The organism is Micromonospora sp. NPDC050795 (genome assembly GCF_044456785.1).
In the GTDB taxonomy this organism is placed as follows: Bacteria; Actinomycetota; Actinomycetes; order Mycobacteriales; family Micromonosporaceae; genus Micromonospora.
Window position 1 is genome coordinate 120,488 of the sequence record NZ_JBITGE010000008.1, and the last position, 14,458, is coordinate 134,945.

Consider the following 14,458-nt stretch of genomic DNA (forward strand, 5'->3'; position numbering starts at 1 on the left):
CGACACCCATGACCACCAGCATCATCGTCGACACGCAGCGGACCGTCACCCCGCTCTGGCCGGTACCCCAGGAGAGGCGCGTCGTCACCGTCCTCTTCGCGGACATCGTCGGATCCACGGCCCTGGTGGACCAGCTCGACCCCGAGGACGTCCGAGCGTTGCAGCGGGCCTACTTCGACACCGTCGCCGGTGTGCTGCACCGCTGGCACGGAGTGGTGGAGAAGTACATCGGCGACGCCGTCATGGCGCTCTTCGGCGCCCGGCACTCCGACGGCTTCGACACGTACCGGGCGGTGCGCGCCGGGCTCGAGATCCAGGCCGCGCTGGACCGACGGCCCATGGTCGACGGCATCAGGCTGCGCGTCCGGGTCGGTGTCGCTACCGGCGAGGTGGTGGTCGACCTGGGCGACGCCGTCACCGGCGGGCACGGCCTGGCGAGCGGAGCGGTGATCACCACGGCGGCCCGCCTACAGGAGTACGCCGCGCCCGGCGCCGTCGCACTCTGCGCGGCCACCGCCCGCGCCACCGCCGGCCTGATCACTCAGCGTCAGCTGACGCCGACGCCGGTCGCCGGCCGGGTGTCGCCGGTGCCGGTCTGGCACGCCCTCGGTCCGGTTCGCCCCGGTGCCGGCCGGCACGACGGCCCGTTGATCGGTCGACGCCGCGAGCTGGCCACCATCCGCGACCAGTTGGGCTCGGCCATCCGAAACCGGACACCACGCTGGATCTCGCTGGTCGGCCCCACCGGTAGTGGCCGCAGCCGGCTGCTGCACGAGCTGACCCGTGGGCTGACCACGGTGGACGGACTGTCGGTCCGCTGGTGTGTGGCGGCCTGCCAGCCGTACCCCGACCAGGTGTTGGCGCCGGTCGCGCACCTGCTCCGCGACCTCGCCGGAATCCGGCACAGCGACGGCCCGGCGGCGGTCCACGATCGGCTCGTCGCCGCCCTGACCCCGCTCTTTCCGCCGACCCGGGTGGCCACCGCGGTTCCGGCGCTCCAGCGGATGCTGACCACCCCGGACGGCTCGGCCGCCGCCCTCGCCGGCGCGGCGACCTGCCGCGAGGTCCTGCTGCGGCTGGCCGCCCACCAGCCGCTGATCGTGGCCGTCGACGACCTGGACCGGGCCGCGCCCGCGGTGAGCCGCTTCCTGCACGCGTTGTACGACGCGGCGACGGAGCGTGGGCTGCCGCTGGCCCTGCTCACAGTGCACCAGCCGCAGTGGACCGACACCCGGCCCGGTCCGGCCCGCCAGATGACGATCGGACCCCTGGCCACGGTGCAGTCCGGACGGCTGCTGCGCCACCTGCTCACCCGGGCCGGACAGCCGGTGGCCCTGGTCGACCGGCTGCTGCCGCTGGTGGGAGGCCGCCCCGGGCACGCGGCGGCGTACGTCACGTCGCTGGTGGACGGTGCCGATCCGGCGGCGCTCCCGCTGCCCGAGGCCGTACGCCGGGCCGTTGGCGCGGAGCTGGACCACCTCGACGGTGAGCGGCGGGCGGTGCTGATGGCCGCCGGCACCCTCGGTGGTCTGATCTGCGGGGCGGCCGTGGACCGGGCACTCGGCTGGACACCCGGCCGGTCCGCGCCCGCGCTCCGCGAGCTGGTCACCGCCGGGATGCTGCTCCCCCACCACGTCGACGGGTACGCGTTCGCCGCTCCCGCGCTGCGCCAGGTCGCCGTCGAACGGTTGCCCCGCGCCCTGCGGGCCGTCTTCCAACGCCGGACCGCCGCCGTGCCGCACCTCGACACGGCGCACCGGGACGCCGGCCCGCCCGACCAGCTCGCTGGTGCGCCCAACGGCTCACCGGCGAGGAGCGCGCAGATCGTGCGCCTCGACACCGTTGGCGCTCGGACCGGCCGCCTCGACGACGTCTTCGCGTCGCTGGCCTCGGCAGGGGCGGGCGGTGCCACCGGCCCGACCCCGCTGAGGCGAGGCAGCCCCACCCCGACGATGGCCACCCGACCCGCCGCGTCGGGTTCCGCCGCCAACCACACGGCGGGCCCACGCCAGCTCCGAGTCGTCGCCTCGGCGGACGACGTACCGGCGACGCCGGCCGCAGCGCCGTCCCAACCTCGGCGCCGCGCGAGCGGTGAGCGATTCCGGGACGCCGGACGGCCCGCAACGCCGATCCGCCCCACGCCACCGAGTTCGGCCAAACAGTGGACACTCGCGGACGCCGGCACCCCGCCGGGCGTGGTACGGGCAGCACCCCGCCCACCATTGATCCGCCCCCTGAACGACCTACCCGCCTCCGCCTAACCACCCCCAGCCTCAGCCCCCCTGCCCCGCCCGGCCCGGCCCGGCCCGGCCCGGCCTGCCCTCGCCCCGCCCCGCCCGCACCTCGCCCCGCCCCGCCGATCATGGAGTTGTGGAGGGTGACAAATGCCTCGAAGAACAACAAGTCAGGCACCACAACTCCATGATCGACGGTTCTGGCCGGCGATCTTGCACTTGCTGTCCCGGCATAAGCGGCATCCCACTGATATCGGCAACCGAAACTGCAAGATCGGCGGGGTGGGGGGTGGGCCGGGGCGCGGGGGCGCGGGGGCGGGCCGGGGCGTGGTGGTTAGGGTGCGGAGGCTGAGGCTAGTAGCGCTGCGGTGGGCAGTGTGAGCAGGCCGTCGGGGCCACGGTAGCGGGCGGTCAGCTTGTCGTAGGCGGCACGGATGCGGCTGATCACCGCGGCCGGCTGGGTCTCCATCACCAGACCTGGCTTGCTGACGCCGTTGGCGGGGCCACTCCACCAGGCTTCCGGGTCGGTGCGGTGCGCCCAGGTGATCGTGTCGCAGCGCACGCCGGCGAGCCCCGCCTGGTCGAGCAGGCCCGCCAACCCGTCGGGGGTACGGGGGAAGTCCCCGTCGGCGTCCACCGTCGGGGTGGCGGCGCGACGGTCGACCCCGGCGGCGTCGAAGACCTCACCCCAGAGGCTCTGCGCCTCGGGCGGGGGGTACGGCCACACGGTGACCGCGACCCGACCACGAGGCGCGGGCCATGCCGATCGGACGGCACACCTACCGCCCGGACTACTTCGAGTCGGCGCTGCTCAGCGTCCGCGGGATGGTCGTCGTGGCGCTGGGTCGACGGGACCTGGCCCAACCCGTGATCGACGCGCTTCTCCCGGTACGCGACCAACTGGCCGGTTTCTCCACCACCGCGGCCGTGGTGCGGCCGGTCGCGCTGACGCTCGGTGAGTTGTTCCGGCTGGTGGGCCGCAGCGAGGAGGCGAGCCGGCACTTCGCTCTCGCCGCGCGGGTCGCCCGTCGGTGGGAGTCGCCGCACTGGCTGGCGCAGGCGACGGCGGCGATGGCCCGCTGACCGTCACGGTTGGTGGATTCCAAGCCGGTTCCAAGTGGCACCGAGCATGATCAACAGATCTGTGCCAGTTGATCCCTCGGAAAGGTCACCGTGAACCAGAACCACCGCGAAGCCATGGCCGACGTACGCGACATGTACATGGCGCACTCGGCGCTCCGTCGCGAGTTCAGCCTGCTGCCGCAGCTCGTCCGCGACGTCACTCCGGGCGACGCCACGCGCGCGGAGGTCGTCGGCGCCCACGCCGAGATGCTCTGCCACATCTTGCACGTGCACCACGAGGGCGAGGACCTGCTGCTCTGGCCACGGCTGCTGGAGCGCGGCGGCGCGGAGGCCGCGGCGATCGTCCCCACCATGGAGGCGCAGCACCACGCCATCGAGGACGCCCACGCGGCGGTGGTCGGCCTCCTCCCCCAGTGGCGCCGCACCGCGCGTGGCGGTGAGCAGCTCGCGGACGCCCTGGAGCAGCTACCCGCGGCGCTGATCGAGCACATGGCGCTGGAGGAGAGCGAGATCCTGCCGCTGGCGCAACGGCACGTCACCGCCCGGGAGTGGATGCAGCTCGGCGAGCACGGCATGAGCAAGTCCCCGAAGAAGCAGCTCCCGCTGGCGTTCGGCCTGGCCATGTACGAGGGGGACCCGGAGGTCGTCAAGGCGGTGCTGGCGCACGCTCCGCTGCCGGCCCGGCTGCTCATGCCGATCATCGCGCCCCGGCTGTTCGCCAGCCACGCCAAGCGGGTGCACGGCACCGCCACGCCCCCGCGCATCGGCGCCGGCACGCGCTGATCGAGGTCCGAGTCCCCGACCCGGTCACGTACCCGGCATCGACGCCACTGGCCGTCGCCGGCCGGGCGCTCAGCCGGCAGCCAGGAAGGCCAGCACGCGCGGCCAGACCGCCGCGGTGGCGTCCGGGGAGTACTCGGCCAGGTCCGGGTCGGTGAACAGGTGACCCACGCCCGGATAGCTGAAGACCGTCAGATCGGCACCGGCGTCGGTCATCCCCTGCTGCCACTCGTCGACCTCGTCCGGCGCGTCGTACGGGTCGGGGTCGGCGAGGTGCAGCTGCACCGGCAACCCGGGTGAGACCGCGTCCGGGGCGCCACCGGTGCCGTGCAGCAGGAGCAGACCGGCGGCGGCGGGGCGCTCGGCGAGCAGCGCCCCGGCCACCCCGGCGCCCATCGAGAAGCCGGCGAGCACCGTCTCCGGTGGCAGGTCACGCAGCGCGGCGCGGGCCCGGTCCAGCACCACCTCCTGGCCGATCTTGTCGAGCAGCGCGAAGCCTTCCTCGACGGTGTCGGCGGCCGGGACGCCGTACAGGTCGGGGGTGCTGACCTGGTGCCCGGCGGCGCGCAACCGGTCGGCGGCGGCGCGCACGGCGGGTCGCAGCCCGTACACGGAGTGGAACAGCACGACGTGTCGCATCCGGCCATCCTGCCGCAGTCGACAGCGCATCCGGGGTGGCCACGCGGGGTGGACGTCAGACCAGCGCGGCCAGCCGCGCGACCAGGTCCGTCGGTGGCGGCATCGCGGCGATCTCGCTGCTGACCTCCGCGGCAGCGGTGCGCAGGCGCTCGTCGGTGAGCAGCTGGGTCAGTGCCCGCGCGGTGATGTCCCGGGGGCGCAGCGCCAGGCCGGCGCCCCGGCGGGCCACCAGCTCGGCGTTGTGCCGCCGGTCCCCGGCACCAGTGGTGGCCAGCTGGGGCCGGCCCGCGGCGAGGGCACCGAAGGCACTGCCCGCACCACCGTGGTGCACCAGGGCCGCGCTCGCCGGCAACGCCTCGTCGAGCGGAATCCAGCCGACCACCCGCACGTTGCCGGGCACCGAGCGGGCCGACCGCTTGTCGGGGCGGACCAGCACGATCTCGGCGTCCACCACGGCGGCGGCGGCCACCACGGCGGGCATCGGCCCCCGATCTCCGGGGCCGGTGAGAGTGCTGCGGGTGACCAGGATCCGGGGGCGCTCACCCGGCTCGCGCAGCCAGGCCGGCAGTTCCCCGCCGCCGACATAGGACGTGTAGCGCATCGGCCAGCCGCCCTGCGTGGCGACGCTGGGTGGCGCCACGGCGAGGGCGGCGGCCGGCGCGGGCAGTTCGGTGAGGCCGTGGCGGCGCAGCGCCGCGCCGAGTCGGGCGACGGTGGCGCCGACCAGGTCCCGGCCGTCGAAGAGGGCGTTCTCCTGGCGGACGGCCGGCACGTCGAGCCTCGCGGCGGCCACCGCGCCGGCGACCGCGAACGGCTCGTACAGCACCAGATCCGGCCGCCACCGGGTGGCCAGCGCGACCACCGGGTCGACGAGTTGGTCGTTGAGCGTGCCGAACAGCAGGCCGGCGCCCCGGGTGCCGGCGGTGCCGGCCAGCTCCGCCCGCGCGATCAGCGGATGACGGGGGAAGACCCGCAGCGCGATCCGGCCGAAGTCGAAGCCCGGCGCGATGTCGTGCACCGGCAGACCCGCCTCGGCGGCGGCCAGCGCTCCGCCGCCGGTGGCCACCAGAACGTCGTGGCCCGCATCGCGGAGGGCGACCGCGAGCGGCACCAGGGGGAAGACGTGACCGACGAGCGGGGCGGAGACCACCAACACGCGCATGGACCCGATGCTATGTCCACCACGGCCACACCCGAGGGCCCGGAACGTCTGGCAGCGGTCAGACGGACGGTCGCTGGTCGACGATGCGGCGCATCTTGCCCATCGATCGTTCCACGGTGTCGGGGGCGAGAACGTCGACCGCGACGCTGACGCCGATGGTGTTCTTGACCAGTTGAACCAGCGTGCCGCCGGCCCGCTCGGCGGCGTCCACGTCGACGTCGGCCCGCCGCTCCACCCGCACCGTGAGGGTGTCCAGCCGGCCGTGCCGATCGAGGACGCACTGGAAGTGCGGCGAGAGCTGCGCGGTGCGCAGGATCAGCTCCTCGATCTGGGTGGGGAAGATGTTCACTCCACGCAGGATCATCATGTCGTCGGTGCGGCCGGTGATCTTCTCGATCCGGCGCATCGGGCGGGCGGTGCCGGGTAGCAGCCGGGTCAGGTCGCGGGTTCGGTAGCGCACCACCGGCATCGCCTCCTTGGTCAGGGAGGTCAACACCAGCTCACCCCGCTCGCCGTCGGGCAGCACCGCCCCGGTGACCGGGTCGATGATCTCCGGGTAGAAGTGGTCCTCCCAGAGGTGCAGGCCATCCTTGGTCTCGACGCACTCGGTCGCCACGCCGGGGCCCATCACCTCGGAGAGCCCGTAGATGTCGACGGCGTGGATGTCCAACTGCTGCTCGATCTCGCGGCGCATGTCCTCGGTCCACGGCTCGGCGCCGAAGATGCCCACCCGCAGTGAGGTGGCCCGCGGGTCGATGCCCTGGCGGCGCATCTCGTCGACGATGGCCAGCAGGTAGCTGGGCGTGACCATGATGACCTCGGGCTCGAAGTCGCGGATCAGCATGACCTGACGTTCGGTCATGCCCCCGGAGACCGGGATGACGGTGCAGCCCAGTTCCTCGGCCCCGTAGTGCGCGCCCAGGCCGCCGGTGAAGAGCCCGTAGCCGTACGCGACGTGCACCCGGTCGCCGGGGCGGCCGCCGGAGGCGCGGATCGAGCGGGCCATCAGTCGCGCCCAGGTGCGCAGGTCGTCGCGGGTGTAGCCGACGACTGTCGGTCGGCCGGTGGTGCCGGAGGAGGCGTGCAGGCGGGCCACCCGCTCCCGGGGTACGGCGAACATGCCGAACGGGTAGTTCTCCCGCAGCTCCGCCTTGCCCGTGAACGGGAAGCGCGCCAGGTCGTCGAGATCCCGGCAGTCGTCGGGGTGCACCCCGGCCGCGTCGAACGCCCGCCGGTAGTGCGGCACGTTGTCGTACGCGTGCCGCAACGACCAGCGCAGTCGGTCGCGTTGCAGGGCGCGCAGCTCGTCGATGCCGGCGCGCTCGATCGGCTCCAGCTCCTCGGGACGAGGGGTGCGGTCCTGCATCGGCTGCCTCCTTGGCGCGGCGGTCCCGGTGGGGCTGCGGGTACCGTACGCCCGCTGCCGCGCGGGTTTGGCGGGCGGTCAGCGGGTGGCTGGCAGCCTGTGCAGGGCGTCGACGAGCGGCGCCAACTCGGGGGTGGCCTCCGCTTGGGCGAGCGCGTCGGTGAGCACGCGGTCGTGGGTGGGTCGGGTCTGGGCGAGCAGCTCGGAGCCGGCCGGGGTCAGCTCGGTGTAGATGCCGCGCCGGTCGTCGGCGCAGAGGATGCGGGTGAGCAGCCCCCGTTGTTCGAGGCGGGTGACCAGCCGGGTGGTGGCGCTGCCGGAGAGCGCGGCGGCGCGGGCGAGCTGGCTCATCCGCATGTGCCAGCCGTCCTGGCGGGAAAGCGCGTCGAGCACCGTGTATTCGACGACGGAGAGGTCGTGGTCGGCCTGCAGCGCCCGCTCCAGGGATGTCTCGATCAGCCCGTGCAGGGCGGCGAGGGTGCGCCAGCCCTGGGCGCGGATCTCGACCGCGTCGTCGGCGATGCCCATACCGGCCTCCTCGGTGTGATCTGAACGGACCCCAGACTAGCACGCTTGCGCCGATATAAAGCGCGTGCAAGTATTTCGTTGTTGGCGCGTGTAGTTGCACGCGCCGCCTATCTGCCTCCACTCGATGGGAAGACCATGTCCGTACCCCAGAAGTCCCTGCCGCCCGGCCTGATCGCGCTGGCCATCGGCGCCTTCGGCATCGGCCTCACCGAGTTCGTGATCATGGGGCTGTTGCCCGAGGTGGCCGCCGACTTCGCGGTCACCGAGCCGGTGGCCGGCTGGTTGATCTCCGGCTACGCGCTCAGCGTGGCCGTCGGCGGGGTCGCCCTCACCGCGGCGGTCACCCGCCTGCCGCGCAAACCCGTGCTGCTCGGCCTGATGGTGCTCTTCATCATCGGCAACCTGCTGTCCGCCGTCGCCGGCGACTACGCCGTGATGATGACCGGCCGGATCGTCGCCGCGCTCTGCCACGGCGCGTTCTTCGGCATTGGCGCCGTGGTCGCCGCGGGCCTGGTCGCACCGGCCCGACGGGCGGGCGCCATCGCCATGATGTTCGCCGGTCTGACCATCGCCAACGTGCTCGGCGTGCCGTTCGGCACCTTCCTCGGGCAGCACTTCGGCTGGCGGTCGACGTTCTGGGCGATCACCGCCATCGGGGTGGTCGCCCTGATCGGGCTGGCCCTGCTGATCCCGGTGGGCGACACCACCAACGCCCACCGGCCGGCCGGTGGGCTGCGCGGCGAGTTGCGCGCCTTCACCCACCCGCAGGTCTGGCTCTCCCTGGTGATCACCGTTCTGGGCTTCGGTGGGATGTTCGGCGCGTTCACCTACATCGCCTACACGCTGACCGAGGTGAGCGGCTTCGCCTCCAGCACGGTGCCGTGGCTGCTCGTCCTCTTCGGCGTGGGGCTCTTCGCGGGCAACCTGCTCGGCGGCCGGGCAGCGGACAGGTCACTGTCGCGCACGCTGGTCACCGTCCTGGCGGTGCTCACCGTGGTGCTCGTCGGCTTCGCGCTGACCGCCACGAATCCGGCGCTGACCATCGTCGCGCTGGTGCTGATGGGCGGGTTCGGCTTCGCCACGGTGCCGCCGCTGCAGATGCGGATCATGCGGTACGCCCACCAGGCGCCGACCCTGGCGTCCGGGGCGAACATCGCCGCGTTCAACCTCGGCAACGCGTTGGGCGCGTGGATCGGCGGGGTGACCATCGCCGCCGGACTCGGCTACACCTCGCCGATCTGGGCCGGCGCCGCACTCACCCTCATCGGTCTGGGCGTACTCCTCGGCGCGCTGCGGCTGGCCCGCCGCGACGCGCCGGCGGGAGCCGAGGCGGAGCTGGCGGGGACCGCCGTCTGACCCTCCTCGATGACGATGCCGGGCCGGGCATCCGCCCGGCCCGGCATCGCTTCGATCATCGCCCTGCCATCTTCTCGCAATTGCAAAAGATGTGCAACAAGGTCTGGACAACGCGTCGGCTGCGTAACTAGCCTGGTCGCCATGAGTCCTTACATCGCGGATCCCTGGGCCTGGCAGGAAAGCTGGGACCGCCAGCAGGAAGCGTTCATGCCGGACCGTGAACAGCGGTTCACCGCCATGCTCGACACCGTCGACGCGGTCCTCGACGGCCGACCGCCGCGCGTGCTCGACCTGGCCGGCGGCACCGGCACCATCTCGCTGCGGACCCTCGCTCGCTTCCCCGCCGCCGAGACCACAGTGGTCGACCTCGACCCGGTGCTGCTCGCCATCGCCGACGCCTCGCTGGCCGACCGGGCGACCATCGTCACGGCCGACCTCGGCACCCCCGAGTGGCGCTCCACGCTGCCGCACCGGGAGTACGACGCCGTGCTCACCGCCACCGCCCTGCACTGGCTGCCGGCAGACCGGCTCGGGCAGCTCTACGCCGAGCTGCGCGACGTGCTGCGGCCGGGCGGCGTCTTCGTCAACGCCGATCACATGCCCGACGACTCAGTGCCGGAGCTGACCAAGCGGCTGATGGACCGGGCCCGGGACCGGCGCAACGCCCGGTACGCCGCCGGCTCGGTGCTGTCCTGGTCGGACTGGTGGCAGCGGGCCGGCGCCGACCCGGCGCTCGCCCCGCTGGTCGCCCAGCGACACGCCATCTACCCGACCGGGCACAGCCCAGAATGGAACCCGCCGGTCTCGTGGCACCTGGCCGCGCTCACCGCGGCCGGATTCAGCGAGGTGGGCACGGTCTGGCGGGGCGGCTCGGACGCCGCCGTCGCGGCGGTGCGCTGACCCGGCCGTCGCCGGCCGTGCGCTGAACCGGCCGTCGCCGACGGTGCGCTGACGCCCTGTCGCGGCGGTGCGCGGACGCCGCCGTCGCCGGCACTACGCTCAGGAGCCGTGCCAGAGCCGTTCGAGCCGCGTACCGACCCCGACGTCGACCTGCGCGTCCCCGCCGACCGACGCGAGTTGACCGCGCGCCCCGCGACGATCCTCGCCGCCATCGCGGCCGGCGGGGCGCTCGGCGCGCTGGCCCGGGCCGGCCTGCAACACGCCGTTCCGCACTCACCGGCCGGCTTCCCGTGGGCCACGTTCACCATCAACACGGCCGGGTGTCTGCTGATCGGCGTCCTGATGGCGGTGCTCGCGCACCTCGACGGTGGACCCCCGCTGGCTCGCCCGTTCCTCGGAGTCGGCGTGCTCGGCGGGTTCACCACCTTCTCCACCTACGCGGTCGACGTGCAGCAGGCGATCGTCGTGGGCGCACCGGGCACGGCGCTGACGTACCTCGCCGCGACGGTGCTCGGTGCGCTCGTCGCGGTCGCCCTGGGCGACGCCGTCACCGCCGGGCTGCTGCGTCGGGTGACCCGATGACCGTCCTGCTCATCGCACTGGGCGCGGCGGTCGGCGCGCCGCTGCGTTACCTCACCGACCGGGCCGTGCAGTCCCGGCACGGCTCGGCGTTCCCCTGGGGCACGCTGCTCGTCAACGTGGCCGGGTCGCTGCTACTGGGCGTCCTGGTCGGGTGGCCGGCCGGCCCGGCGGTCAACGCGTTGCTCGGCACCGGGTTCTGCGGCGCGCTGACCACCTACTCCACCTTCAGCTACGAGACGCTGCGGCTGACCACTGACGGTCACCGGCTCCTCGCGCTGGCGAACGTGCTTGGCAGCGTGGCCGCCGGGCTCGCCGCGGCCACCACCGGCTACGCCCTGGCCCGCACCCTGACCGGCTGACCGCACACCGGCCGCGCCGCGCCCGATTCGATCCCCACCAACGCCTGGACCAGGGTCGATCCACCACACACCGAGGGTATATACGCGAGGTATACCCTCGGTGTAGTCTGCTGGCATGAGCGTGCCACTGACCCTTCTCGGCCTCCTCGAACGCGAGCCCAGCCACGGATACGACCTGAAGCGCGACTACGACGCCTTCTTCGGCCGGGGCAAGCCACTGCCGTTCGGCCAGGTCTACTCCACCCTCAGCCGACTGGCCCGCGACGGCAAGGTGGTGATCAGCGACGTCGCTCCCGGCTCCGGCCCCGACCGCAAGCGCTACATCATCACCGACGTCGGCGCGACCGAGGTCGAGCAGTGGCTGACCCAACCGGTCGACCCGGAACCGCACCTGCAGACGGTGCTCTTCGCCAAGGTCGTGCTCGCGCTGATGCTGGACCGGCCGGCCGCCGAATACCTCGACACCCAGCGCAGCGCGCACCTGCACCGGATGCGTGAGCTGACCGAGATCAAGCGCGCCGGCAGCCTGGTCGACGCGCTGCTCGCCGACCACGGCCTCTACCACCTGGAGGCGGACCTCCGATGGATCGAGATGACCGGCGCCCGCCTGGACGCCCTCCGGAAAGAGGTACGGCCGTGAGCGTCGTGATCGAAGCGCGCGACGTCGAGTTCTCCTTCGGTCAGACGCCGGCCCTGCGTGGTGCCAGCGTCGCCGTGGAGGCGGGCGAGATCCTCGCCGTCATGGGCCCCAGCGGCTCGGGCAAGTCCACTCTGTTGCACTGCCTGGCCGGCATCCTGGTGCCCGACTCCGGCGAGATCCTCTTCGACGGCACCCGGGTGCACGCCATGGCCGAGACCGAACGCAGCAGCCTGCGCCGGGACCGGTTCGGTTTCGTCTTCCAGTTCGGTCAACTCGTCCCCGAGCTGACCGCTGTGGAGAACGTCGCGCTGCCGCTGCTGCTCAGCGGCGTGCACCGCAAGCAGGCGCTACCCAGGGCGGAAGCCTGGTTCGCGCGCCTCGGGCTGGGCGGCCTGGAGCAGCGGCGCTCGGGTGAGCTCTCCGGCGGGCAGGCGCAACGGGTCGCCCTGGCTCGCGGTCTGGTCGCCGAGCCGCAGGTGCTCTTCGCCGACGAGCCGACCGGCGCGCTCGACTCGCTCACCGGCGAGCAGGTGATGGACCTGCTGGTCGGTGCCGCCCGCGAGCAGGGCACCACTGTCATCCTGGTCACCCACGAGCCGAGGATCGCGGCGTACGCCGACCGTGAGGTCATGGTCCGCGACGGGCGCGTGAACGCGCCGGCCCGGATCGCCTCGTGATCCGCTTCGGGCTCCGCCTCGCCGTGGCCGGCGGCCGTGAGGCGCTCACCCGCCTGGTCATCATCGCCGCCGCCGTCGCGGTCGGCAGCGGGCTGCTGCTGACCACCCTCGCCGGGGTCAACGCGGTCAACTCCCAGCTCACCCGGTACGCGTCGATGTATCCCAGCGCCTCGGCCGGAGACGCCGACCCGCTGTGGTGGTCGAACCGGCAGGACTACTTCCACGGCAAGCAGATCATCCGCATCGACGTCGCCGCGACCGGCTCGACCGCGCCCACCCCGGCCGGTGTCCCGACCACGCCGGGCCCCGGCGAGTACTACGCCTCGCCGGCGTTTCGAGAATTGCTGGCCGCCCACCCGGCCGACCAGTTGGGCGACCGCTACCCGGGGCGTGACCTCGGCACCGTCGGCCCGGCCGCGCTGACCTCGCCGGACACCCTGCTCGTCATCGCCGGCGGCACCCCCGACCAGGTCGCCGAACTGCCCAACGCGCAGAAGGTCACCAGCGTCGGCGAGACCCCCGCCCTCCCCGAAACCACTGTGAACCTCATCCTGGGCGTGATCGCCGGCGGGTTGCTGTTCCCGGTGCTGATCTTCATCGGCACCGCCACCCGGCTCAGCGCCGCCCGCCGGGAGCAGCGGTTCGCCGCGATGCGCCTGGTCGGCGCGACACCCCGGCAGATCTCGACGGTCGCCGCCGTGGAGGCGGCCGCCGCCGCCATCGCCGGCACAGCCGTCGGCTTCGGACTGTTCTACGCCTTCCGCGACCCGCTCGCGGGCATCCCGTTCACCGGCATGCCGTTCTTCCCCAGCGACATGTCCCTGGGGGTGCTGGACGTCCTGCTGGTGGCGCTCGGCGTCCCGGCCGGCGCGGCGCTGGCCGCCCAGGTCTCGCTACGTCGGGTCCGGATCTCGCCGCTGGGCGTCACCCGGCGGGTCACCCCCCGCGCGCCACGGGCCTACCGGCTGATCCCGATGGTGCTCGGCGTCGCGGTGCTGGTGTTCGCGCTCGGCTTCCGGCCCGAGACGTCCGACGGTCAGGCCGCTGTGTTCCTTCCCGGGCTGCTGCTCATCATGGCCGGCCTGGTCTTCGCCGGCCCGTGGCTGACGATGGTCGGCGCCCGGGTGATGGCCCGGTACGCCAACCGCCCGGCCACGCTCATCTCCGCCCGACGCCTCGCGGACAATCCGAAGGCCGGCTTCCGGGCGATCAGCGGCATCATGCTCGCGCTCTTCGTCACGAGCGTGTCCGTCGGCGTGATCACCACGATCGTCGCCAACCGCGGCCCGGCGCCCACCGGTTCGACCGACGCGGGCACGGTGACCACCGTCTTCGACGAGGGGACAGCGTCGGTGCCCGACACGCTCTTCGCCGAGCTGCGGGCGATCACCGGGGTGCGCTCCGCGACCGCCATCCGCGAGAACCCGGTGGTGACCGACTCGGGCGAGGTCGGGGTGATCGCGTGCACCGACCTCCCGAGCGAATACGGTCGGTGCGCCGACGGCGCGGGCGTCATCGAGGTGCCGTTGGGCCTCAGCCGCTGGCGGGAGTCGGCGTCGTCCGCGACGGTCTGGCCGGCCGCGTCGCTCACCCTCGACGAACTCCAACGGCTACCGGTCGGGGCGATGGTCGTCGGCACGGACGGCTCCGCCGCCGCCGTCGAGCGCACCCGTACCGTGCTGGAGGTCGCCTTCCCGACCTTCTGGGTGGGGCCGAACGTGCCCGGTGACTTCGAGTCGGACTTCGCGAACACGCTGCGCGGCTGGGAACAACTGGCCAACGTCATCATCATCGCCAGCCTCGCGCTCGGTGGGTGCAGCCTCGCGGTCAGCGTCATCGGCGGTCTCACCGAGCGCCGACGCCCGTTCAGCCTGCTGCGCCTCAGCGGTGCTCCGGTGCGGATACTGCGTCGGGTGGTGGCGTTGGAGAGCGCCGTACCGATGCTTGCCGTCGCCGCCGTCGCCATCGGCATGGGCCTCCTCGCCGCCCACCTGTTCCTCCGGGCGCAGATGGGCTACACCCTCGTCGCGCCTCGGCCGGGCTTCTACGTGATCGTCGTGGTCGGGTTGGCAGCCTGCCTGGGTGTCATCGCCTCCACCATGCCGCTGCTGGAACGCATCACCGGACCGGAGACCGCCCGCAGCGAGTAGTG

15 protein-coding genes are annotated in these 14,458 nt (G+C 73.1%); 10 read left to right on the plus strand and 5 right to left on the minus strand.

All coding sequences use genetic code 11. From position 1 onward, the window contains the following. The first annotated feature begins 8 nt into the window (after nt 1-8). The gene (locus ACIBEF_RS09685; protein ID WP_396792658.1) at nt 9-2,261 is read left to right on the plus strand and encodes an AAA family ATPase; all 2,253 of its coding nucleotides are present in this window, start codon (nt 9-11) and stop codon (nt 2,259-2,261) included. A 307-nt stretch (nt 2,262-2,568) separates the two neighbouring features. On the opposite strand, the gene ACIBEF_RS09690 is transcribed toward ACIBEF_RS09685, so the two are convergent. Next, nucleotides 2,569-2,961, minus strand: a complete 393-nt coding sequence (locus tag ACIBEF_RS09690) for a hypothetical protein (RefSeq protein WP_396792660.1) — start codon at nt 2,959-2,961, stop codon at nt 2,569-2,571. A gap of 32 nt (nt 2,962-2,993) precedes the next feature. On the opposite strand from ACIBEF_RS09690, the gene ACIBEF_RS09695 reads away from it, so the two are divergent. Further along, on the plus strand, nt 2,994-3,317 hold the full coding sequence (locus ACIBEF_RS09695; protein ID WP_396792661.1) for a hypothetical protein: 324 nt from the start codon (nt 2,994-2,996) through the stop codon (nt 3,315-3,317). A gap of 90 nt (nt 3,318-3,407) precedes the next feature. Next, nucleotides 3,408-4,100: a hemerythrin domain-containing protein gene (locus tag ACIBEF_RS09700; RefSeq protein WP_396792663.1), complete on the plus strand. Its 693-nt coding sequence runs from the start codon at nt 3,408-3,410 to the stop codon at nt 4,098-4,100. A gap of 69 nt (nt 4,101-4,169) precedes the next feature. On the opposite strand, the gene ACIBEF_RS09705 is transcribed toward ACIBEF_RS09700, so the two are convergent. From ACIBEF_RS09705 to ACIBEF_RS09720, 4 genes are all read right to left on the minus strand, one after another. Further along, nucleotides 4,170-4,736: a dienelactone hydrolase family protein gene (locus ACIBEF_RS09705; protein WP_396792664.1), complete on the minus strand. Its 567-nt coding sequence runs from the start codon at nt 4,734-4,736 to the stop codon at nt 4,170-4,172. 55 nt (nt 4,737-4,791) lie between these two features. Then, nucleotides 4,792-5,898 carry a nucleotide disphospho-sugar-binding domain-containing protein gene (locus ACIBEF_RS09710; RefSeq protein ID WP_396792666.1) on the minus strand — a complete coding sequence of 369 codons (1,107 nt, stop codon included), beginning with the start codon at nt 5,896-5,898 and terminating at the stop codon, nt 4,792-4,794. 58 nt (nt 5,899-5,956) lie between these two features. Then, complete coding sequence (gene paaK / locus ACIBEF_RS09715; RefSeq protein ID WP_396792668.1) at nt 5,957-7,264, minus strand: phenylacetate--CoA ligase PaaK; 1,308 nt, start codon at nt 7,262-7,264, stop codon at nt 5,957-5,959. A 78-nt stretch (nt 7,265-7,342) separates the two neighbouring features. Next, the gene (locus ACIBEF_RS09720) at nt 7,343-7,792 is read right to left on the minus strand and encodes a MarR family winged helix-turn-helix transcriptional regulator (RefSeq protein WP_238679395.1); all 450 of its coding nucleotides are present in this window, start codon (nt 7,790-7,792) and stop codon (nt 7,343-7,345) included. A 135-nt stretch (nt 7,793-7,927) separates the two neighbouring features. On the opposite strand from ACIBEF_RS09720, the gene ACIBEF_RS09725 reads away from it, so the two are divergent. From ACIBEF_RS09725 to ACIBEF_RS09755, 7 genes are all read left to right on the plus strand, one after another. Then, entirely contained in the window at nt 7,928-9,148 is a 1,221-nt protein-coding gene (locus tag ACIBEF_RS09725) for an MFS transporter (protein ID WP_396792670.1), read from the plus strand. Nucleotides 9,149-9,289: 141 nt separating this feature from the next. Beyond that, nucleotides 9,290-10,048: a class I SAM-dependent methyltransferase gene (locus ACIBEF_RS09730; protein ID WP_396792672.1), complete on the plus strand. Its 759-nt coding sequence runs from the start codon at nt 9,290-9,292 to the stop codon at nt 10,046-10,048. Between the two features lie 108 nt (nt 10,049-10,156). Continuing rightward, nucleotides 10,157-10,630: a fluoride efflux transporter FluC gene (locus tag ACIBEF_RS09735; protein ID WP_396792674.1), complete on the plus strand. Its 474-nt coding sequence runs from the start codon at nt 10,157-10,159 to the stop codon at nt 10,628-10,630. Continuing rightward, nucleotides 10,627-10,989, plus strand: a complete 363-nt coding sequence (gene crcB, locus ACIBEF_RS09740) for a fluoride efflux transporter CrcB (RefSeq protein WP_396792676.1) — start codon at nt 10,627-10,629, stop codon at nt 10,987-10,989. Before ACIBEF_RS09735 ends, crcB begins: the two co-directional genes overlap by 4 nt. Before the next feature lie 115 nt (nt 10,990-11,104). Beyond that, entirely contained in the window at nt 11,105-11,629 is a 525-nt protein-coding gene (locus ACIBEF_RS09745) for a PadR family transcriptional regulator (protein WP_091398392.1), read from the plus strand. Next, the gene (locus ACIBEF_RS09750; RefSeq protein WP_396792678.1) at nt 11,626-12,306 is read left to right on the plus strand and encodes an ABC transporter ATP-binding protein; all 681 of its coding nucleotides are present in this window, start codon (nt 11,626-11,628) and stop codon (nt 12,304-12,306) included. The genes ACIBEF_RS09745 and ACIBEF_RS09750 overlap by 4 nt, the downstream gene beginning before the upstream one ends. Next, on the plus strand, nt 12,303-14,456 hold the full coding sequence (locus ACIBEF_RS09755; RefSeq protein ID WP_396792680.1) for an FtsX-like permease family protein: 2,154 nt from the start codon (nt 12,303-12,305) through the stop codon (nt 14,454-14,456). Before ACIBEF_RS09750 ends, ACIBEF_RS09755 begins: the two co-directional genes overlap by 4 nt. Nucleotides 14,457-14,458: the final 2 nt, after the last annotated feature.

Bases quoted from the DNA above. Each gene is read 5' to 3' on its own strand.
- ACIBEF_RS09710 (WP_396792666.1), bottom strand. From the start codon at position 5,898: ATGCGCGTGTTGGTGGTCTCCGCCCCGCTCGTCGGTCACGTCTTCCCC.
- ACIBEF_RS09720 (WP_238679395.1), bottom strand. From the start codon at position 7,792: ATGGGCATCGCCGACGACGCGGTCGAGATCCGCGCCCAGGGCTGGCGC.
- ACIBEF_RS09725 (WP_396792670.1), top strand. From the start codon at position 7,928: ATGTCCGTACCCCAGAAGTCCCTGCCGCCCGGCCTGATCGCGCTGGCC.
- ACIBEF_RS09695 (WP_396792661.1), top strand. From the start codon at position 2,994: ATGCCGATCGGACGGCACACCTACCGCCCGGACTACTTCGAGTCGGCG.
- paaK (WP_396792668.1), bottom strand. From the start codon at position 7,264: ATGCAGGACCGCACCCCTCGTCCCGAGGAGCTGGAGCCGATCGAGCGC.
- crcB (WP_396792676.1), top strand. From the start codon at position 10,627: ATGACCGTCCTGCTCATCGCACTGGGCGCGGCGGTCGGCGCGCCGCTG.
- ACIBEF_RS09685 (WP_396792658.1), top strand. From the start codon at position 9: ATGACCACCAGCATCATCGTCGACACGCAGCGGACCGTCACCCCGCTC.
- ACIBEF_RS09730 (WP_396792672.1), top strand. From the start codon at position 9,290: ATGAGTCCTTACATCGCGGATCCCTGGGCCTGGCAGGAAAGCTGGGAC.
- ACIBEF_RS09745 (WP_091398392.1), top strand. From the start codon at position 11,105: ATGAGCGTGCCACTGACCCTTCTCGGCCTCCTCGAACGCGAGCCCAGC.
- ACIBEF_RS09705 (WP_396792664.1), bottom strand. From the start codon at position 4,736: ATGCGACACGTCGTGCTGTTCCACTCCGTGTACGGGCTGCGACCCGCC.